Source organism: Amycolatopsis sp. NBC_00348, from assembly GCF_036114655.1.
Classification (GTDB): domain Bacteria; phylum Actinomycetota; class Actinomycetes; order Mycobacteriales; family Pseudonocardiaceae; genus Amycolatopsis.
Genome location: NZ_CP107994.1, coordinates 1,414,182 through 1,437,457, shown reverse-complemented (window position 1 = coordinate 1,437,457; position 23,276 = coordinate 1,414,182). Strand labels below are relative to the sequence as shown.

The following is a 23,276-nucleotide window of genomic DNA, read 5'->3' as shown; positions in this document are numbered from 1 at the left end:
GGCCGCGGTGATCTCGCCGAGCGAGTGCCCGGCGACCACCCGTGGCTTCAGCCCGAACGACGCCAGCAGTCGCACCATCGCGACCTCGACCGCGAACAACCCCGCCTGCGTGTAGCAGGTCTCGTGCACCAGGTCCGACGCGATCACTTCGCGCAGCGGCCGGTCCAAGTGCCGATCGAACTCCGCGCACACCTCGTCGAAGGCCGTCGCGAACACCGGGAACTCCGCCGCCAGCTCCGCACCCATCCCGATCCGCTGCGCACCCTGACCGGTGAACACCAGCGCGACGCCGTGACGCGCCGGGTCGGCTTCGCCGCGGACCACCGTCCCGCCGCGCAGGGCCGCGGCCACGTCGGTCCCGCGGTCGGCCAGCACGACCGCGCGGTGCTCCCACACCGCGCGCGACCGCAGCAGCGACCACGCCACCGCACCCAGGTCGGGCGCGTCTTCGAGGGTCGCGGCCAGGCGTTCGGCCTGCTCGGTGAGCCCGTCGGCCGACCGGGCCGACACGACGACCGGCACCACTCCCCCGGCCGCGGGCGGTGCGGCCGCCGCCGGGACGCCCTCTTCCAGGACGAGGTGCGCGTTGGTCCCGCTGACGCCGAACGACGACACCCCGGCCCGGCGCGGCCGGTCCCCGCGAGGCCAGTCAACAGCTTCGGTGAGCAGCCGGACGGCACCGGACGTCCAGTCCACCCGGGTCGAGGGCGTGCCCGCGTGCAGCGTCGGCGGCAGCACACCGTGCCGCATGGCGAGGACCATCTTCATCACCCCGGCCACGCCGGACGCGGCCTGGGCGTGACCGATGTTCGACTTCAGCGACCCCAGCCACAACGGCGTTCCGCGGTCCTGGCCGTACGTCGCCAGCAGCGCTTGAGCCTCGATCGGATCGCCGAGCCGCGTACCGGTGCCGTGCGCCTCGACGACGTCCACTTCGGACGGTGTCACCCCGGCGTTGGCCAGCGCCTGCCGGATCACCGCCTGCTGCGCCGGACCACTCGGCGCGGTGAGCCCGTTCGACGCACCGTCCTGGTTGACCGCCGTCCCCCGCACGACCGCCAGCACCTCACGGCCTTCGCGGACCGCGTCGGACAGCCGTTGCAGCACCACTACGCCGACGCCTTCACCCCAGCCCGTGCCGTCCGCATCGTCCGAAAAGGACTTGCAGCGGCCATCCGCGGCGAGGCCGCGCTGCCGGGAGAACTCGACGAACACACCGGGCGTCGCCATCACCGTCGCGCCGCCGGCCAGCGCCATCGTGCACTCGCCCGACCGCAGCGACTGCGCGGCCAGGTGGATCGCGACCAGCGACGACGAACACGCCGTGTCGACGGTGACGGCCGGGCCCTGCACACCGAGCACATAGGACACCCGGCCCGCGGCGACGCTACCCGCGGAGCCGGCGCCGAGCATGCCTTCCAGGCCTTCGTCGGCGGTCGCGTAGTCGTGGTACATCAGCCCGGTGAAGACGCCGACGCGTTGTCCGCGCAGGGAATCCGGGGCGACACCCGCGCGTTCCAGCGCCTCCCACGACGTCTGCAGCAGCAGCCGCTGCTGCGGGTCCATGGCCAGGGCCTCGCGGCGGGAGATCCCGAAGAAGTCGGGGTCGAACACACCCGCGTCGTGCAGGAACCCGCCCGAGCGCGTGTAGGACTTGCCCACCTTGTCCGGGTCCGGGTCGTACAGCCCGGCCACGTCCCAGCCGCGGCCGGCCGGGAACGGCGTCACGGCGTCGACCCCACCGGACACCAGGTCCCACAACGCTTCCGGGCTCTCGACGCCGCCGGGCAGGCGCACGCCCATGCCGACGATGACGACCGGGTCGTCGACGGCCGCCGCGGGCACGACCTCGGCGGGCGCGTCACCCGCCGCCTCGCCGTGCAGGTACCCGGCCAGCAGCGCCGGGGTCGGGTGGTCGAACACGACCGTCGGCGGCAGGTCCAGGCCGGTCGCGGCGGCCAGCCGGTTGCGCAGCTCGACCGCGGCCAGGGAGTCGACGCCGACGTCGCGGAACGCCCGCGCCGGGGCGACCGGGTCGCCGCCGAGGACGACCGAGGCCTCCGCGCACACCAGCTCGACCAGCTGGTCCCGCTCGAACCCGGACGCGGGTGTGACCGGGGCCGCGGCGGCCCGGGCCCGCCCGGCGAGCGACCGCAGCACCGGCGGGACCGTGCCCATTTCGCGGACGGCGGCGAGGTCGAGGGCCATCGGCACCAGCACCGGCCGGGGTGAGGCGAGCGCCGCGTCGAACAACGCCATCCCCGCCGCGGCGTCGAGCGCGCCGAACCCGAGGCGGGCCAGCCGGGCGGTGTCGGCTCCGGCGTTCAGCCCGCGTTCGCCCGCCCACAGGCCCCACGCCAGCGACACGGCCGGACGCCCCGCCACGCGGCGACGCTCGGCCAGGCCGTCGAGGAAGCCGTTAGCCGCGGCGTAGTTCGCCTGCCCGGCGCCGCCGAGCACACCGGCCACCGAGGAGAAGAGCACGAAGAAAGCCAGGTCGCCGGTCAGCTCGTCGAGGTGCGCGGCGGCGTCGGCCTTGGACCGGAACACGCGGTCTACCCGCGTCGCGTCGAGCGCCGTCACGACGCCGTCGTCGAGCACGCCGGCGGCGTGGACGACGCCGATCAGCGGGGCGTCGTCCGGCACACGGGTCAGGAGCGCGGCGACCTGGTCGCGGTCGGCGGTGTCGCAGGCGACGACGTCGACGCGCACCCCCCGGCCACGCAGCTCGCCGGCCAGCTCGCGGGCGCCGTCGGCGTCCGGGCCGCGACGGGACGCCAGCAGCAGGCTGCGGACGCCGTGCGTGCCGGTCAGGTGCCGGGCGACGAGGGCGCCGAGCATGCCCGTGCCGCCGGTGATCAGCACGGTCCCGGCGGGGTCGAAGGCGACGGCGTCGCGGACCGGTTCCCGGACGAGCCGCGGCACCTCGATCCGGCCGTCGCGCACCCGGAACTCGGACTCGCCGCGGGCGTCGGCCACCGCCAGATGTCCACTGTGGACGTCACCGGCGGCCAGCACGAACCGTCCGGGGTGCTCGGCCTGCGCGCTGCGCACGAGCCCGCCGACGGCCGACGCCACCGGCCCGTCGGCGCCGGTGACCACCACGAGGCGGCTCGGCGAGGAGACGAACCGCCGGATCGCCGCCAGCACGGTGCCCACGGCGGTCCGGGCATCGCCGGACACGACGTGCAGCGCGACCCACGGCGGCGGCTCCGCGGGCAGGTCGTCGTCCGCTCCGGTGATCGTCCACAACGGACTGCCGTCGGCGACGTCGGCCGGGAGGGTGGTCCAGTCGAGGGCGAAGAGACGGCCGTCGGCCGGGCCTCCTGGGGACACCGGACGGCTGAGCAGCGCGCCGACGGACAGCACCGGTGCTCCCGTCGCGTCGGCCAGTTCCAGGGAGATGCCGCCGGTCACCGGGCGGATCCACGCCCGGGCCGCGGTCGCGCCGGTGGCGTGGACGGCGACGTCCTGCCACGCGAACGGCAGCGCGACGCCGTCGCCGGCTTCGAGCGCCGTGACGTGCAGGGCGGCGTCGAACAGCGCGGGGTGCACGGCGAAGTCCCCTGCGCCCGCGCCCAGCGCGACCTCGGCGAACAGCTCGTCGTCCCGGCGCCACGCCGCGGTGACGCCCCGGAACGCCGGGCCGTAGGCGTAACCGCGCGCGGCCAGGACGTCGTAGAAGCCGTCGAGGTCGAGCTGGTCGGCGCCGGCCGGGGGCCAGTCCGCCAGGGCCTGCGGGGCCGGCTCACCCGTCGTGAGGAAGCCGGAGGCGTGCCGGGTCCAGGAGGTCTCGCCGGCCGGCCGGGAGTGGACGGCGACGGGCCGGCGGCCGTCCTGGCCGGGCCCGGCGACGACGTGGAGCTGGCGGACGCCGTCCAGGGGCAGCGGGGCCTCGATGACGAGTTCCCGCACCACCGGGGTCCCGGCCTGGCGGCCGGCCTGAACCGCCAGCTCGACCAGGGCGGTGCCGGGGACGACGGCGGTGCCCGCCACGGTGTGGTCGGCGAGCCACGGCTGCGCGTCGTGGGAGAGCCGCCCGGTCAGCACGACGGTGTCCGAGCCGGGGTCGTCGATCGCCGCGCCCAGCAGGGCATGTGTCAGGGGCCGCAGCCCGGCGGCCGAGACGTCGGCCGGCGCGGCCTGCTGCTCGAGCCAGAAGTGGCGGTCCTGGAAGGCCGTGGTCGGCAGCGGCACGATCCGCCGCGCGCCGGCCGGGAACAGCGGTGTCCAGTCGACGTCGACGCCGCGGGTGAACAGCTCGGCCAGCGCGGCGAGGGCGGTGCCCTTCTCGGACCGGTCCCGGCGGCTCAGCGCGACGGCGACCAGCGGCTCGCCGGCCATCGCGGTCAACGCGGCGTCCGGCCCGACCTCCAGCACTGCCGCCACGGCCTGCCCGGCGACGGTGCGCAGCGCGTCGCCGAACCGCACGGGCCGGCGCACCTGGTCCACCCAGTACCGCGGCGAGCACAGCTCCGCCCCGGCGAGTTGTCCGGACACAGTGGACACGACCGGTACGAGCGGTTCGTGGTACTCGACGCGGGCGGCGGCTTCGGCGAATTCGGCCAGCATGGGCTCGACGAGCCCGGAGTGGAACGCGTGGGCGACGGTCAGCTCGGTCGTCCGGAAACCCCGTCCGGACAACGATTCCGCCGCGGCCTGGATAGCGGCCGCCTCGCCCGAGAGCACCACGGACCGCGGGCCGTTGACGGCCGCGAGCCACACCCCGCCGCCCAGCAGCGGCTCGACGTCGGTCTCGGCCGCGGCGACGGCGACCATGCGCCCGCCGGCGGGGAGCGCCTGCATCAGGCGGCCGCGCGCGGTGACCAGCAGCGCGGCGTCGGCCAGGGAGAACACCCCGGCGACGTGGGCGGCGCTCAGCTCGCCCAGCGAGTGGCCCGCGAGCACCTTGGGCCGGACGCCGAACGACGCGAGCAGCCGCACCATCGCGACCTCGACCGCGAACAACCCCGCCTGGGTGTAGACGGTTTCGTGCACCAGTTCCGACGCGATCGCCTCGCGCAGCGGGCGGTCGAGGTGCCGGTCCAGCTCCGCGCAGACCTCGTCGAACGCCTCGGCGTACGCCGGGAAGGCGTCGTACAGCTCGTGTCCCATGCCGGCGCGCTGCGCGCCCTGCCCGGTGAACAGGAAGCCCACACCGCCGAGCGCCGGGTTCACTTCACCCCGGGTCACGCCTCGGCCGAGGTCTTCCAGAGCCGAAAGGGCTTGGTCACGGTCCTCGGCCAGGATCACGGCGCGGTGCTCCCAGACGGCCCGGGTGCCGAGCAGCGACCAGCCTGCCGCGCCGAGGTCGTCGTCGAGAGCGGCCGCCAGCCGGGCGGCCTGCGCGGTCAGGCCCGCTGCCGAACGGGCCGAGATCACCAGCGGCACCACCGGTCCGGTCTCCCCCGCGGCCGGGGCGGTCGCGCGTTCGGGGGCCTGTTCGAGGACGACGTGCGCGTTGGTGCCGGAGATGCCGAACGCCGACACCCCGGCCCGGCGCGGGTGGTCCGTCTCGGGCCACGGCCGGGCGTCGGCGAGCAGCCGGACCGCCCCGGACGTCCAGTCCACGCGCGACGACGGCGTGTCCGCGTGCAGCGTCTTCGGCAGCCGCGCGTGCCGCATGGCCAGGATCATCTTGATCACGCCGGTGACCCCGGCCGCGGCCTGGGTGTGCCCGAAGTTGGACTTGACCGAGCCGAGCCACAGCGGCCGGTCCGGTGCGCGGTCGCGACCGTAGGTGGCCAGCAAGGCCTGGGCTTCGATGGGGTCGCCCAGGACGGTGCCGGTGCCGTGTGCCTCCACGGCGTCCACTTCGGACGCTTCGAGGCCCGCCCCGGCGAGTGCCCGCCGGATCACCGCCTGCTGCGCCGGGCCGTTCGGCGCGGTGAGTCCGTTCGACGCGCCGTCGGAGTTGACGGCCGAACCGCGCACCACAGCCAAGACCTCCCGGCCGTCCCTGACGGCGTCGGAAAGCCGTTGCAATACAAGGACTCCGACGCCTTCACCCCAGCCTGTGCCGTCAGCTTCGTCCGAAAAGGACTTGCACCGGCCGTCCGCCGCGAGGCCGCGTTGCCGGGTGAACTCGACGAACGCCGCCGGGGTCGCCATGACCGTCGCGCCGCCCGCCAGGGCCATCGTGCACTCGCCCGCGCGCAGCGACTGCGCCGCGAGGTGCAGCGCGACCAGTGACGACGAGCACGCCGTGTCGACGGTGACCGAGGGGCCCTGGACGCCGAGCACGTAGGACACCCGGCCCGAGACGACGCTGGTCGACGACCCGGTCAGGCCGTAGCCGGTGACGTCGGCGGCCGCGTCCGGGCGGGTGCCGTACTCCTGGGTCATCGCGCCGAAGAACACGCCGACCTCCTGGCCGCGCACCGCGGTCGGCGCGACCCCGGCGCGTTCCAGGGCCTCCCACGACGTCTGCAGCACGAGCCGCTGCTGCGGGTCCATCGCGAGGGCTTCGCGGCTGGAGATCCCGAAGAACGCGGCGTCGAACCGGCCGGCGTCGTGCAGGAAACCGCCGACGCGGGCGGTGCCGTCGAGCCCGGTGGTGACCCAGCCGCGGTCGGCGGGGAACGCCGAGACCGCGTCGACGCCGTCGGACAGCGCCTCCCACAGCGCGTCCGGGTGGTCGATGCCGCCGGGGAGCCGGAGGCCGATGCCGACGACGGCGATCGGTTCGTCGGACGCCGCCGTGGCGGCGGGCGCGGCCTCGGCGCCGGTCCCGAGGAGCCGCGCGTGCAGGTGGGCGGCGAGCGCGGCCGGGCTGGGGTGGTCGAACACGGCCGTGGCGGGCAGGGCGAGGCCGGTGGCGGTCGCGAGCCGGTTGCGCAGCTCGACGGCGGTCAGCGAGTCGAAGCCGACGTCGCGGAACGCCCGCGTGCCGCCGATCCCGGCGCCGCCGCCGATGACCGCGGCGGCTTCGGCGCAGACCAGGTCGGTCAGGGTGGTGAGCTGCGCGGCGGCGTCCAGGCGCGCCAGCCGGGCACCGAGGGCGCCGGTGCCGGGCCGGTCGGTGCGGGCGGTCCGCCGGGCCGGGGCGGCGAGCTTCCGCAGGATCGGCGGGACGTCGCGCAGGGCGGTGAGGTCGAGGGCCATCGGGACCAGCGACGGCCGGGCCGCGTCGAGCGCGCGGTCGAACAGCGCGAGGCCGCGGGCGGGGTCGAGGGCGCCGAAGCCGGAGCGCGCGAGCCGGGTGGCGTCGGCGCTCGCGGTCATCCCGGTGTCGCCGGCCCACAGGCCCCAGGCGAGGGAGACGGCGCCCGGGCGGCGGGCGGCCAGCGCGTCGAGGAAGGCGTTGGCGGCGGCGTAGCCGGCCTGGCCCGCGGCGCCGAACACACCCGCGACGGAGGAGAACATCGCGAACAGCGCCAGGTCGGCGTCGCGGGTCAGCTCGTCCAGGTGCACGGCGGCGTCGATCTTCGGCGCGAAGACCGTGTCCAGGCGTTCGTCGTCCAAGGACGAGAACACGCCGTCGTCGAGGACCCCGGCCGCGTGCACGATGCCGGTCAGCGAGAGGCCGTCCAGGAGCGTCCGGACTTGGTCCCGGTCGCTCAGGTCACACGCCACGACGTCGACGCGCGCACCGCGTTCCCGCAGCTCACGCGCGGTCTCGGTGTCGCCGCCTCCACGCGACGCGAGCACGAGGTGACGTGCACCGTGCTCGGCGACGAGGTGCCGCGCCATGAGCGAGCCGAGCATGCCCGTGCCGCCGGTGATGAGGACCGTGCCCGCCGGGTCGAGGGTGCGCGGCAGGGTCAGGACGTTCTTGCCGATGTGCTTGCCCTGGGCCATGAACCGGAACGCGTCCGGTGCCCGCCGGATGTCCCACGGCTTCACCGGGATCGGCCGCAGTTCTCCGGCGTCGAACAGGTCCAGGACGTGCCGGAGCAGCTCGCCGATCCGTTCCGGACCGGCTTCCGGCAGGTCGAACGCCTGGTAGCGGTCGACGTCCGTGCGGATGTCGGTCTTCCCCATCTCCAGGAAGCGGCCGCCCTCGGCCAGCAGCCCCAGCGAGGCGTCAACGAACTCTCCCGCCAGCGAGTTCAGGACGACGTCGACTTCACCGAACTTCTCCGCGAACTCCAGGGTCCGCGAGTTCGCGATGTGGTCGTCCGGAATCCCCATCTCCCGCAACACATGCTGCTTGCCAGGGCTCGCCGTCGCGTAGACCTCGGCGCCCAGGTGCCACGCCAGCTGCACCGCCGCCATTCCGACGCCCCCGGCCGCGGCGTGCACCAGCACGCGCTCGCCCGGCCGCAGTCCGGCCAGGTCGACGAGGCCGTAGAACGCCGTCAGGTACACGACCGGCACCGACGCGGCGCGCTCGAACGACCAGCCTTCCGGCACCGGGGCGAGGGTGCGGGCGTCGGCGACCACGACGGGCCCGAAGCCCTGCGGCACCATGCCCATGACCCGGTCGCCGACGTCCACAGTGGACACTCCCGGGCCGGTCTCCAGCACGACACCGGCGCCTTCGCCGCCCATCCCGGCCGCGCCGACGTCGACGCCGAGGCCGGACAGGACGTCCCGGAAGTTGAGGCCCGCGGCACGCATGGCGAGGCGGACCTGGCCGGGTTCGAGGGGGGCCGCGGCGTGCGGCGCGGGGACGAACGCGAGGTCGTCGAAGGTGCCGCCGCCGGTGGCGGTGAGGACCCACGGCCCGTCGGGCGGGACGAGACCGGGGTCGGGGCGCGTCAGGCGCGGCACCCAGAAGTGCCCGTCGCGCACTGCGCACTGGTCCTCACCGGCGGCCGCGAGGGTCGCGAACATGCCGTCGGCGACGTCGCCGTCCACGAGCAGGAGCCGGCCCGGGTTCTCGGTCTGGGCGCTGCGGACCAGACCCCACACCGCCGCGCCGACCGGGTCGGGGGTGCCGCCGTCCGGGGCGACGGCGCCGGTGGTGACCACGGCGAGCCGGGTCCCGGCCTGGACCGGGTCGGCGAGGAACTCCTGGACGGACCGCAGCACGCTCCCGGCCACCTCGCGCACCCGCCGGGGCTCGTCGCCGGAGCCGTCGGTGTCGACCCGGAGCACGACGCAGTCCTGTGGGGCCGGATCTTCGTGGTGCGGGAGTTCGGTCCAGGTGAGGGTGAAGAGGGCGTCGTCGACCGGCGCGATCAGGTGGTCGCGCGGGATCGGGCGGGTGACGAGGGAGCCGACGGACGCGACCGGCGCACCCGCCGGGTCGGCGAGGTCGAGGGCCAAGCCGTCGCCGGCCGGGCGGATCCGGACGCGCAGCGACGTCGCGCCGGTGGCGTGCACGGCGACGTCGGTCCAGGCGAAGGGCAGCGTGACGCCGTCGGCGGCTTCGAGCGCCGTGACGTGCAGGGCGGCGTCGAACAACGCCGGGTGCAGTGCGAATCCGGCGACGTCCAGGCCGCCGGGCAGGGTGACCTCGGCGAACAGTTCGCCGCGCCGCCGCCAGGCCGTCGTGACGCCCTGGAACGCCGGCCCGTAGGCGTAGCCGCGTTCGGCGAGCTGCGCGTAGAAGCCGTCGATGGGCAGCACTTCGGCGCCGGGCGGTGGCCATTCGGTCAGCGCCTGGCCGGCCGGGCCGGCCGCGGCGAGGAAGCCGGCCGCGTGGCGCGTCCAGCCACCGGGTCCGGTGGCCGGGCGGGAGTGGACGGCCACCGCGCGGCGGCCGTCCGCGTCCGCACCCACCGTGACCTGCACGCGGGTGGCCGCGTCGAGCCGCAGCGGCGCCTCGATCACCAGCTCGCGCACCACGGGCGTGCCGACCCGGTCGCCGCCCTGGATCGCCAGCTCCAGCAGCGCGGTTCCGGGCAGCAGCACCGAACCCGCGACCGCGTGGTCCGCCAGCCACGCGGGCGCCTCGCGGGACACCCGGCCGGTCAGGACGACGCCGCCCGCCACCGGGTCCTCCACGACGGCGCTCAGCAGTGCGTGCCGCACCGGGAGCTGGCCCAGCCCGGCCGCGTCGGCGCGGTCCGTGCCCGGCTTGAGCCAGTAGTGCTCGTCCTGGAACGCCGTTGTCGGCACCGGCACGAGCCGCCGCGCGTCCTCGGGGAACAACGGCGTCCAGTCGACGTCGACGCCTCGCGTGTACAGCTGCGCCAGGGCGGCCAGGGCCGTCTCGGCCTCCGGCCGGTCGCGCCGGGTGAAGGCCACACCGCCTTCGGGCAGCATCGCCGTCAGGACGCCGTCCGGGCCCACCTCGAGCACGGCCGCCACGTTCTGGCCGGTCAGGGTGCGGGCCGCGTCGGCGAACCGCACCGGACGTCGCACCTGCTCGACCCAGTAGTCCGCCGCACTCAGCTCCGCCCCGGCGAGCTGACCGGACACAGTGGACACCAGCGGTACCACCGGCTCGTGGTACTCGACGCGGGCGGCCACTTCGGCGAACTCCGCCAGCATCGGCTCGACGAGTCCGGAGTGGAACGCGTGGCTCACCGGCAGGGCGGTGGTCTTGACCGGCAGCGCGGCCGCGGCCGCGTGCACCGCGTCGGCGTCGCCCGACAGCACGACCGCCTCGGGCCCGTTCACCGCGGCGAGCCAGACCCCGTTGCCCAGCAACGGTTCGACGTCCACTTCGGACGCCGCCACCGCCACCATCGCCCCACCGGGCGGCAGTTCCTGCATCAACCGGCCCCGGGCCGCGACCAGCATCGCCGCGTCCGCCAGTGAGAACACGCCCGCGACGTACGCCGCGGTGATCTCCCCCAGCGAGTGCCCCGCGACCACGCGCGGGTGCACGCCGAACGACTCCAGGAGCCGGACCATCGCGACCTCGACCGCGAACAACCCCGCCTGCGTGTAGACCGTCTCGTGCACCGCGTCCGACGCGATCGCCTCGCGCAGCGGCCGGTCCAGATGCCGATCCAGCTCCGCGCAGACCTCGTCGAACGCCGTCGCGAACACCGGGAACTCCGCCGCCAGCTCGAAGCCCATCCCGACCCGTTGCGCGCCCTGACCGGTGAACACCAGCGCGACGCCGCTGCCGGACGCGACCCGGGACGCCCGCGCCGCCCGCAGCCGCGTCGCCGCCTCGGTGACGTCCGACGCGAACACCACCGCGCGGTGCTCCCACGCGGCGCGCGCGTGCGCCTGGGTCCACGCGACGGTGCCGAGGTCCGGGCCACCGTCCAGGAAGGCCGCGAGCCGCGTCGCTTGGTCGAGAAGCGCGTCGGCGGTCCGCGCCGACACGACCACCGGCACCGGCCCGGTGAGCTGGACGTCAGCCTCGGCGACCGGCGGCCCCTGCTCCAGGACGACGTGCGCGTTGGTGCCACTGACCCCGAACGACGACACCGCCGCGCGCCGCGGCCGGTCCGCCTCGGGCCACGGCGCCGGCTCGGCGAGCAGCCGGATCCCGCCGGCCGACCAGTCCACCCGCGACGACGGTTCGCCGGCGTGCAGGGTCCGCGGCGCCGTCGCGTGCCGCATCGCGAGGATCATCTTGACGACCCCGGCGACCCCGGCCGCGGCCTGCGCGTGCCCGATGTTGGACTTCAGCGACCCCAGCAGCAACGGCCGCGCCGGATCGCGGTCCACGCCGTAGACCGCTTGCAGCGCCTGGACTTCGATGGGGTCACCGAGGGTCGTGCCGGTCCCGTGTCCTTCGAGGACGTCCACATCGGACGGTGCCAGCCCGGCGTTGGCCAACGCCTGCCGGATCACCTCCTGCTGGGCGGGCCCGTTCGGCGCGGTGAGGCCGTTGGACGCGCCGTCCTGGTTGACGGCGGTGCCCCGGACGACGGCCAGGACCTCACGACCCTCGCGCACCGCGTCGGAAAGCCGTTGCAGCACCAGCACTCCGACGCCTTCGCTCCAGCCGGTGCCGTCGGCGTGGTCGGAGAAGGACTTGCACCGGCCGTCCGCGGACAGGCCGCGCTGGCGCGAGAACTCGACGAACATCCCCGGCGTCGCCATCACGGACGCGCCGCCCGCCAGCGCGAGGGAGCACTCGCCGCTGCGCAGCGACTGCGCGGCCAGGTGCAGGGCCACGAGCGACGACGAACACGCCGTGTCCACCGTGACCGCCGGCCCGCGCACGCCGAGCACGTAGGACACCCGGCCGGACAGCACGCTCGACGACGAACCGGTGAGGACGTAGCCCTCGACGCCGGGGTTCTCCGCGCCGGCGCCGTAGTGCTGCGCCGAGGCGCCGAAGAACACCCCCGCGGCCTGCCCGCGCAGGGACGTCGGCGCGATGCCCGCGCGTTCCAGGGCCTCCCACGACGTCCGGAGCAGGAGCCGCTGCTGCGGGTCCATGGCGAGCGCCTCGCGCGGGGTGATGCCGAAGAACCCCGCGTCGAAGCGGCCGGCGTCGTGGAGGAACCCACCGGACCGCGTGGTGGACGTGCCCGACGAGTCCGGGTCGGGGTCGTACAGCGCGTCGAGGTCCCAGCCGCGGTCGGCCGGGAACCCGGTGATCGCGTCGACGCCGTCGCGCACCAGGTCCCACAGCGCGTCGGGGCTGTCGACGTCACCGGGGAGCCGCACGCCCATACCGACGACCACGACCGGGTCGTCGTCGAGCACCGCGCGCGTGGGTTCGGCGGCCGCGGGGTCGCGCTCGCCGAGCAGGTGCTCGGCCAGGGCGCGGGGGCTGGGGTGGTCGAACACGACGGTGGCGGACAGCGCGATCCCGGTCGCGGTGGTGAGCCGGTTGCGCAGCTCGACGGCGGTCAGGGAGTCGAAGCCGACGTCGCGGAACGCCTGGGCGGCCCCGATGGTCTGTTCGTCGCCGCCCAGGACGGCGGCGGCTTCGGCGCGCACCAGCTCCGTCAGCGCGGCCAGATCCCTCACCGCAGAACGGCTTTCGGCGGGCCGGGCGGTGCGGCGGGTGCGACCGGCGAGGTCCCGCAGGATCGGCGGGACGTCCCGCAGCGCGTGGACGTCGACGGCCATCGGCACCAGCGCGGGCCGCGCGGACGTCAGCGCGCGGTCGAACAAGGCCATGCCCCGGGCGGGGTCGAGGGCGCCGAACCCGGCTCGCGCCATGCGCCGGCGGTCCTGGTCGGCGAGCCCGGCGTTCATCCCGGTGTCGCCGGCCCACAGGCCCCAGGCCAGGGACACCGCGCCGGGACGGCGGACGGCCAGCGCGTCGAGGAACGCGTTGGCCGCGGCGTAGTTGGCCTGACCCGCGGCGCCGAGCACCCCCGCGACCGACGAGAACATCGCGAACAGCGCGAGGTCGGCGTCCCGGGTCAGCTCGTCCAGGTGCACGGCGGCGTCGATCTTGGGCGCGAAGACCCGGTCGAGCCGCTCGTCGTCCAGGGACGCGAGCACGCCGTCGTCGAGGACCCCGGCGGCGTGGACGACGCCGGTGAGCGGGAGGCCGTCCAGCAGGGCCCGGACCTGCTCGCGGTCACTGGTGTCGCACGCCACGACGTCGACGCGCGCACCGCGTTCCCGCAGCTCACGCGCGGTCTCGGTGTCACCGCCCCGCCGTGACGCGAGCACGAGGTGACGCACACCGTGCTCGGCCACCAGGTGCCGCGCGACGAGCGAGCCGAGCATGCCCGTCCCGCCGGTGATCAGGACGGTGCCCGCCGGATCGAGCGTGCGCGGCAGGGTCAGGACGTTCTTGCCGATGTGCTTGCCCTGCGCCATCGTCCGGAACACCTCGGGTGCGCGGCGGATGTCCCACGTCGTGAGCGGGATCGGTCGCAGGGCCCCGGTCCCGAACAGCTCCAGGACCTCGCGCAGCAGCTCGCCGATCCGCTCCGGACCCGCTTCCGGCAGGTCGAAGGCCTGGTAACGGTCGACGTCCGTGCGGATGTCCGTCTTCCCCATCTCCAGGAACCGGCCGCCCTCGGCCAGCAAGCCCAGCGACGCGTCGACGAACTCACCGGCCAGCGAATTCAGGACGACGTCGACCTGGCCGAACTTCTCCGCGAACTCCAGGGTCCGCGAATTCGCGATGTGGTCGTCCGGAATCCCCATCTCCCGCAAGACATGCTGCTTGCCGGGGCTTGCCGTCGCGTAGACCTCGGCGCCGAGGTGCCGGGCGACCTGGACAGCGGCCATCCCGACACCCCCGGCGGCGGCGTGCACCAGCACGCGCTCGCCGGGCCGGACCCCGGCGAGGTCGACGAGGCCGTACCAGGCGGTCATGAACACGACCGGGACCGACGCGGCCCGCTCGAACGACCAGCCCGCGGGCACCGGCGCCAGGGTGCGGGCGTCCGCCACGACCTGCGGGGCGAAGCTGCCCGGCACCATGCCCATGACGCGGTCGCCGACGGCCGGGCCGGTCACGTCCTGTCCGACCTCGGTGACCACGCCGGCGCACTCGCCGCCCATCCCGGCGGCGCCGACGTCGACACCGAGCCCGGACAGGACGTCGCGGAAGTTCACCCCGGCCGCGCGCACGTCGACCCGCACCTGCCCGGCGGCCAGGGGTTCCACTGTGGACGGTGCGAGCGTGAGCCCGTCGAAGGTGCCGCCCGCGGCCCGCAGCGCCCACGGGCCGTCCTCCGGCAGCACGAGGTCGTCGTCGGTGGCCCGGGCCAGCCGCGGCACCCAGCCCCGGCCGTCGCGGACCGCGCACTGGTCCTCACCCGACGCGGCCAAGGCCGTGAGCAGGCCGTCCGGGATGTCACCGTCGACCAGCAGCAGGCGGCCGGGGTTCTCGGTCTGGGCGCTGCGCACCAGTCCCCAGACGGCCGCCGCGACCGGGTCCGGCGGGCCGCCGAGGTCCACCGCGCCGGACGTCACGACGACGAGCCGCGAGCCGGTCCACTTCGGATCGCCGAGGAAGCTTTGCAGGGTGCGCAGAACCCGGCCGGTGACGTCGCGCACCCGCCGCGGTTCGTCGCTGCCCGCACCGGCGTCGGCACGCAGGACGAGCCACTCGGGACGCGTGGTCAGGTGGCCGAGATCGCCGGTCACCGTCCCCGGCGCGACGGGCGTGCCGGGTTCCGCGGTCAAGGGCGTCCACCGGAGCCGGAAGAGGGCGTCGTCGACCGGGCGGGCGAGCCGGTCGCGCGGCACCGGCCGGGTCGTCAGGGACCCGACGGACAGCACCGGATCGCCGGCCCCGTCGGCGAGGTCGACGGCCAGGCCGCCGTCGACGGGGCGCAGCCGGGCCCGGAGGCTGGTCGCGCCGGTGGCGTGCACCACGACGTCGGTCCAGGCGAACGGCAGCGACACCTCGTCGCCCGCGTCCAGGATGGTCGGGTGCAGGGCGGCGTCGAACAGCGCCGGGTGGATCGCGAACCCCGCGGTTTCCAGGCCCTCGGGCAGCGTCACCTCGGCGAAGAGTTCGTCACCGCGCCGCCAGGCCGCTGTCACCCCGCGGAACGCCGGGCCGTAGGTGTAGCCGCGGCCGGCGAGGACGTCGTAGAACCCGGACGTGCCGACGGGCTCGGCGCCGCTCGGCGGCCACTCCCCCAGGCCGGTCGCGGCCGGCTCCTCGGCGACCAGGAAGCCCGCGGCGTGCCGAGTCCATTGTGCACCGTCCACTTGGGAGTAGACGCCGACCGGGCGGCGGCCCGACTCGTCGGCGCCGACGACGACCTGCACGCGCACCGGCTCGTCGTCCAGGCGCAGCGGGGCCTCGACGACCAGCTCGCGCACCACCGGCGTGCCCACGCGGTCGCCGCCCTGCACGGCCAGCTCGACGAGCGCCGTGCCGGGGACCACGACCGTGCCGGCCACCTCGTGGTCGGTCAGCCACGGGTGCGTCTCGCGGGCGATCCGCCCGGTCAGGACGACCCCGCCGGATGCGGCGTCGGTCACCGCCGCGCCGAGCAGCGGGTGGGCGAGCGGCAGGACGCCGGTGTCGGCGGTGCCGGTCTTGAGCCAGTAGTGGCGGTTCTGGAACGCCGTGGTCGGCACCGGCACGACCGGGAGCCCGGCCGGGAACAGCGCGCTCCAGTCCACCGGGACGCCGTGGGCGAACAGCGTGGCCAACGCGGTCAGCGCCGCGCCGGCCTCGGGCCGGTCCCGCCGGGTCAGCGCGACGGCGACCGGCGCGTCGTCGATCTCACGCACGGCCGGGGTGAGGGCCGCGTCGGGCCCGACTTCCAGCACTGCCGCGACCGAGAGGTCCAGGACGGTCCGGACGGCGTCGGCGAACCGCACCGGGCGCCGCACCTGCTCGACCCAGTAGTCCGCCGAACCCAGCTCCGCCCCCGCGGTCCGTCCGGACACAGTGGACACGACGGGCAGCGTGGGCTCGCGGTAGCCGACGCGGCGCGCCACCTCGGCGTACCCGGCGAGCATCGGGTCCAGCAGTCCGGAGTGGAACGCGTGGCTGACCGTCAGCGGAGTGGTCTTGAACGCCAGGCCCGCCGCGGCCGCGTGCACGGCCTCGGCGGCGCCGGAGAGCACCACCGACCGCGGCCCGTTCACGGCCGCCAGCCACACGCCGTCGCCGAGCACCGGCTCGACGTCCACTTCGGACGCCGCCACCGCCACCATCGCCCCACCGGGCGGCAGTTCCTGCATCAACCGGCCCCGAGCGGCCACCAGCATCGCGGCATCCCGCAGCGAGAACACGCCCGCGACATACGCCGCGGTGATCTCCCCCAGTGAATGCCCCGCGACCACCCGCGGGCGCACGCCGAACGACTCCAGCAACCGGACCATCGCGACCTCGACCGCGAACAGCCCGGCCTGCGTGTAAGCGGTTTCGTGCACGAGATCCGACGCGATCGCTTCACGCAACGGCCGGTCCAGGTGCCCGTCGAACTCCGCGCACACCTCGTCGAACGCCGTCGCGAACACCGGGAACTCCGCCGCCAGCTCCGCACCCATCCCGACCCGCTGGGCGCCCTGTCCGGTGAACAGCAGAGCGACGCCGTCACGGGACGCGTCGACGACGCCCTGGACCGCGCCCTTCCGCAGCAGGTCGGCGGCCTCGTGGGCGGTCCCGGCCAGTGCCACGGTGCGGTGTTCCCACAACGCCCGTGAACGCAGGAGGGACCACGCAGGCGCGGCGAGGGCGTCCTGGCTCTCGAGGAAACCGGCCACCCGTTCGATCTGCTCGGCGAGGCCGCGGGCCGAACGCGCCGACACGACCACGGGCAGGACGCCCCGATCGGCGATCGGTACCAGCCGCGGTGCTGTCGGCGCTTCCTCCAGCACCAGGTGCGCGTTGGTCCCGCTCACCCCGAACGACGACACCCCGGCCCGGCGCGGCCGGTCCCCGCGGGGCCAGTCCTCGGCCGCGGTGAGCAGCCGGACCGCCCCGGCGCTCCAGTCGATCTGGGTGGACGGGTGCGTGGCGTGCAGTGTCGGCGGCAGGACGCCGTGGCGCAGGGCCAGCACCATCTTGACGACCCCGGCGACGCCGGCCGCGGCCTGCGCGTGCCCGATGTTGGACTTCAGCGAACCCAGCCACAGCGGCGTTTCGCGGTCCTGGCCGTAGGCCGCTTGGAGGGCGTGGACCTCGATCGGATCACCCAGTGTGGTGCCCGTGCCATGCGCCTCGACGACGTCCACTTCGGACGGTGCCACCCCGGCGTTGGCCAGCGCCTGCCGGATCACCGCCTGCTGCGCGGGTCCGTTCGGGGCGGTCAGGCCGTTCGACGCGCCGTCCTGGTTGACCGCGCTGCCCTTGACGACGGCCAGGATCTCCCGGCCGTCGCGCACGGCGTCCGAGAGGCGCTGGAGCACCAGGACCCCGACGCCCTCACCCCAGCCCGTGCCGTCGGCTCCGTCCGAAAAGGACTTGCACCGGCCGTCGGCCGCGAGCCCGCCCTGGCGGGCGAACTCGGTGAACGCCGCCGGGGTCGCCATCACCGTCGCGCCCCCGGCGAGCGCCATCGAGCACTCCCCGGACCGCAGCGACTGCGCCGCGAGGTGCATCGCGACCAGCGACGACGAACACGCGGTGTCCACGGTGACGGCCGGGCCGCGCACCCCGAGCACGTACGAGACGCGGCCGGAGATGATGCTCGCCGACGATCCGGTCATGGCAAACCCGGCGGCTTCGTCGACAAATCCCTGCCCCTGCATCCCGTAGCCGAGGGCGGAGGCGCCGAAGAACACCCCGACGTCCTGCCCGCGCAACGACGTCGGGGCGATCCCGCCGCGTTCCAGCGCTTCCCACGACGTCTGGAGCAGCAGCCGCTGCTGCGGGTCCATCGCCGCGGCTTCGCGGGGCGAGATGCCGAAGAACGCGGGATCGAAGCGGCCCGCGTCGTGCAGGAACCCGCCGAAGCGGGCGACACCGTCGAGGCCGCTCGTGTCCCAGCCCCGGTCGGCGGGGAACGGCGAGATCGTGTCGACCCCGCCGGAAACGACGTCCCACAGGGCTTCCGGACCGTCCACTCCGCCCGGCAGCCGCAGCCCGACGCCGACGATCACCACCGGGTCGTCGGTGACGACGGCGGCCACGAGAGCGACCGGCGCGAGGGTGCCGGCGAGGTACTCGGCGAGCGCTTGCGGGTCGGGGTGGTCGAAGACCACAGTGGACGGCAGGGCCGTCCCGGTGAGGTCCGCGAGCCTGTTGCGGAGCTCGAGCGCGGTGAGGGAGTCGAACCCCGCGTCGCGGAAGGCCTGGGTGGCGGTGACGCCGTCGCCACCGCCGAGGACGACGGCGGCTTCGGCGCGGACGAGGCTGGTGAGCTGCGCGATCCGGTCGGCGGGCCCGGCCGCGGCCAGGCGGCTCAGCAGGCCGCTCCCGGCGGTGGCGGCGGCCCGCCGGACCGGCCCGGTGAGTTCGCTGAGCAACGGCGGGACGCCGTGGTCGCGCGCCCGGTCCCGCAGGACCGCCACGTCGAGGACCATCGGCACGAGGGCCGGCCGGGCCGACGTCAGCGCGGTGCGGAGGAGGGCGAGACCCCGCGCGGGGTCGAGGGCGCCGAAGCCGGCGCGGGCCATCCGCTGGGCGTCGGCGGCGCTGGAGATCTGTCCGTCGCCGGCCCAGAGGCCCCAGGCCAGGGCGACGGCGGCTTGGCTGGCGGCGCGACGGCGCGCCGCGAGACCGTCGAGGAAAGCGTTTGCGGCGGCGTAGTTGCCCTGCCCGGCGCCGCCGAGCACCCCGGCGGCGGACGAGAAGAGCACGAACGCGGCGAGGCCGGCCTCGCGCGTGAGGTCGTCCAGGTGGACGGCGGAGTCGACCTTGGGGCGCAGGACGGTGTCGAGGCGCGCGGGGTCGAGCGTGCCGAGGAGGCCGTCGTCGATCACCCCGGCCGTGTGCACGACGGCGGTGAGCGGCGCCCCCGCCGGCACCCGGGCGAGCAGGTCGCGCACCTGGTCGCGGTCGGCGGTGTCGCAGGCGACGACGTCGACCCGCGCACCGGCGGCTTCGAGACGTCCGGCCAGGTCGGCCGCCCCGTCGGCGGCGGGCCCGCGGCGGGAGGCGAGCAGGAGGCTGCGCACGCCCAGCTCCCGCACGAGGAACTCCGCGACGGCGGAGCCGAGCATGCCGGTGCCGCCGGTGACGAGGACCGTGCCGGCCGGGTCGAGCTGGCGCGCGCCGGGGTCCGGGGCGCCGGTCTCACGGACGAGCCGGGGCACCCGGATCTCGCCGTCGGCGACCCGGCACTCGTCCTCGCCGGCGGACACCAGCGTCGCGGCCAGGGCGGCCAGGTCGGTGTCGCCGGGGACGTCCGCCAGCAGGACGCGGCCCGGGTGCTCGGTCCGGGCGGTGCGGACGAGACCCCCGACCGCCGTCGCGACGGGGTCGGCGGCATCGCGGGTCACGACCAGCAACCGGCTGTCCCGCCAGGCCGGGTCCGCGAGGAAGGCCTGCAGCGTCGCCAGCACTCCGGCGAGGACCTCGCGCACCCGGGCGGTCTCCTCGCCCGTCCCCGGGGCGACTCGCAGGACCACAGTGGACGGTGCCTCGACGGCCTGGGCGAGGCCGGCCGCACCGTCGATGACCAGGGCCTCGCCGGAACCACCGGAGACGACGTCGGGCAGGGGCCGCCACTCGACCGCGAACAGCGCGTCCCCGGCGCCGTCGTGTGCCAGGGGCACCGTCCCGGTCGTCACCGATTCCGCCGACAGGATCGGCGCCCCGGCCGTGTCCTGCAAGGTCAGGGCCCAGCCGCCGGGGACCGGGGTCAGCCGGGCCCGGACGGACCCGGCGTTGCCCGCGCTCAGCGTCACCCCGGCCCAGGCCGCGGGCTGCTCCCCCGTCACCGCCAGCGCCGCGGTGAGCAGCGCCGGGTGGATCGCGAACGTCGTGGGGTCCACTTCGGACGGTAGTTCGACTTCGGCGTAGATGTCCTCGCCGCGGCGCAGCAGGCCGTCGGCGGTTCGCGTCGCTCCCGGCGGCGGCCAAGCGAAAGACGGCGGCACCGGGGCCGCGGTCGTCAGGGTCCCGGTCGCGCAGCGCACCCACGCACCACCACCGGCAGGACGCGCGTGGACGTCGACCCGTCGCGCACCGGACTCCGCCGGGCCGGCCACGACCTGCACCCGCACCGGCGTCCCCGGGGAGAGCGCGAGCCGTCGTTCGGCCGTCAGTTCACGCACGACCGGTGAACCCACCCGGTCACCGGCCTGGATCGCCAGCTCCAGCCAGGCTTCGGCGCCCGCTTCCGGCAGCACGTCGGACGACAGCCGGCCGGTGAGGGTCACCGCGCCGGTCGCCGGGTCCTCCACCGCCGCGCCGAGCACCGGGTGCGCCACCGCGTCGAGGCCGAGGCCGCCCGCGTCGGCCGCCGCGCTGCCAGGCGTCAGCCAGAACCGGTCCTGGCGGAACACCGTCGTCGGCAGCGACACACGGGCGGGCGCCGCGGGCAGCAGCGGGTCCCACGCCACTTCGGCGCCGCAGGCGAACGCCGTCGCCAGCGCGGCGCGGAAGACGTCCGGCTCGGGACGTCCGCGGCGGCCCAGCGGCACCGTCGCGGGCGCGCCGTCGGGGACCATCGCCGTCAGCGCGGCGTCCGGGCCGACCTCGAGCAGCACGGCCGGCGTGGTCGCCAGCACCGTCGTCACGGCGTCCGCGAACCGCACCGGACGCCGGACCTGGTCGACCCAGTACTGCGCCGAGCGGATCTCGGCACCGGCCACCGCACCGGACACAGTGGACACCAGCGGGACGGACGGCTCGTGGTAGGTCACGCGCGCGGCCACCGCGGCGAAGGGCGCCAACACGGGCTCGACCAGTCCGGAGTGGAACGCCTGCGAGACGGTCAGCCGCTTCGTCCGGTACGGCAGCCGCTCCGCCGCGGCTTCGATCGCCTCGGCGGTCCCCGACAGCACCACGGACTCCGGCCCGTTGACCGCCGCCAGCCACACGCCGTCGCCGAGCACCGGCTCGACGTCCACTTCGGACGCCGCCACCGCCACCATCGCCCCACCCGGCGGCAGCTCCTGCATCAACCGACCGCGTGCCGCCACCAGCATCGCCGCGTCTTCGAGGGAGAACACGCCCGCCACGTACGCCGCGGTGATCTCACCGAGGGAGTGTCCCGCGACGACCTTCGACCGTACTCCGAACGACTCCAGCAGCTGGACCATCGCGACCTCGACCGCGAACAGCCCCGCCTGCGTATAGACCGTCTCGTGCACCGCGTCCGACGCGATCGCCTCGCGCAGCGGCCGGTCCAAATGCCGGTCGAACGCCGCGCAGACCTCGTCGAACGCCGTCGCGAACACCGGGAACTCCGCCGCCAGCTCCGCGCCCATCCCGGGCCGCTGCGCGCCCTGCCCGGTGAAGAGGAACGCCACACCGTCGTCGTCCGGTGCCGGTCCGCGGCTGGTCACCTCGCGCAGCCGCGCGACCGCCTGCCCGGGGTCCTCGGCCCACACGACCGCCCGGTGCTCCCACAGCGCACGCGACCGCACCAGCGCCGCCGCCACCGCACCGAGATCCACCTCCGGATCCAGGGCTTCGGCCAGCCGCGCGGCCTGGTCGGCCAGGCCCGCCGCCGACCGCGCGGACACGACCAGCGGCACGATCCCGGACGACGCACCGGGCGACGGCTCGTCCTCGGCAGCTTGCTCGACGATGACGTGCGCGTTGGTCCCGGACACCCCGAACGACGACACCCCGGCCCGGCGCGGCCGGCCGGTTTCCGGCCACGACCGCGCTTCGGTCAGCAGCCGCACCGCGCCGCCGGCCCAGTCGACGCGGGACGACGGTTCCGTCACGTGCAGGGTGCGCGGCAGCACGCCGTGCCGCATCGCGAGGATCATCTTGACGACCCCGGACACGCCGGCCGCGGCCTGCGTGTGCCCGACGTTCGACTTCAGCGAGCCGAGCCACAGCGGCGTTTCCCGGCCCTGGCCGTAGGTCGCCAGCAGCGCCTGGACCTCGATCGGATCGCCCAGGGTCGTCCCGGTGCCGTGGCCTTCGACGGCGTCCACATCGGACGGTGCCAGGCCCGCACCGGCCAGCGCCTGGCGGATGACCTCCTGCTGGGCCGGGCCGTTCGGGGCGGTGAGCCCGTTCGACGCGCCGTCGGCGTTGACCGCGCTGCCGCGCAGCACCGCCAGCACTTCACGGCCTTCGCGGCGCGCGTCGGAAAGCCGTTGCAGGGCCAGGACCCCGACGCCTTCGCCCCAGCCCGTCCCGTCGGCGGTGTCCGAATAGGACTTGCACCGGCCGTCCGCGGACAGCCCGCGCTGGCGCGAGAACTCGACGAAGATGCTCGGCGTCTCCATCACCGTGGCGCCGCCCGCCAGCGCCACCGAGCACTCGCCGGACCGCAGCGACTGCGCCGCCAGGTGCAGGGCCACCAGCGACGACGAGCACGCCGTGTCCAGCGTCACCGCGGGGCCGCGCAGGCCCAGCACGTAGGCGACCCGGCCGGAAAGAACGCTCGACGACGAGCCGGTCAGCGCGTACCCGGCCGCGTCGCCGGTCGATTCCCGCAGCTGCGCGCCGTAACCCTGGGCGGCCGCGCCGAAGAACACACCGGTCCGGCTGCCCCGCAACGACGTCGGCGCGATGCCCGCGCGTTCGAGGGCCTCCCACGACGTCTGCAGCAGCAGCCGCTGCTGCGGGTCCATGGAAAGCGCTTCACGCGGCGAGATCCCGAAGAACGCCGGGTCGAACCGGGTCGCGTCGGCCAGGAACCCGCCGGAGCGGGTGTACGACTTGCCGGGGACGTCCGGATCCGGGTCGTAGACGGCCTCGACGTCCCAGCCGCGGTCGGCCGGGAACCCCGAGACGGCGTCGACCTCGTCCGCGAGCAGGCGCCACAGCGCTTCCGGGCTCGTGACGCCGCCCGGCAGCCGGACGCCGATGCCGACCACCGCGATGGGCTCGGCCTTCGCGGCCCGCAGCTCGTCGAGCTCGGCGCGGGCCTGGCGCAGCTCGGCCACGGTCCGCTTGAAGTAGTCGAGAACCTTGTCGTCAACGTCCACGGGTCACACTCGGGTTTCCGTTTCGGGGG

General features: G+C 75.5%; 1 protein-coding gene (only partly in view). It reads right to left on the bottom strand.

Going from position 1 to position 23,276, the window contains the following annotated elements; genetic code table 11:
* Nucleotides 1-23,247 carry the 5' portion of an SDR family NAD(P)-dependent oxidoreductase gene (locus OHS58_RS06450; RefSeq protein ID WP_328647504.1) on the bottom strand. The gene continues 12,471 nt to the left of window position 1, outside the view, so 23,247 of the gene's 35,718 nt are visible here — the first part of the coding sequence; the start codon lies at nucleotides 23,245-23,247; its stop codon lies beyond the left edge, outside the window.
* Nucleotides 23,248-23,276: the final 29 nt, after the last annotated feature.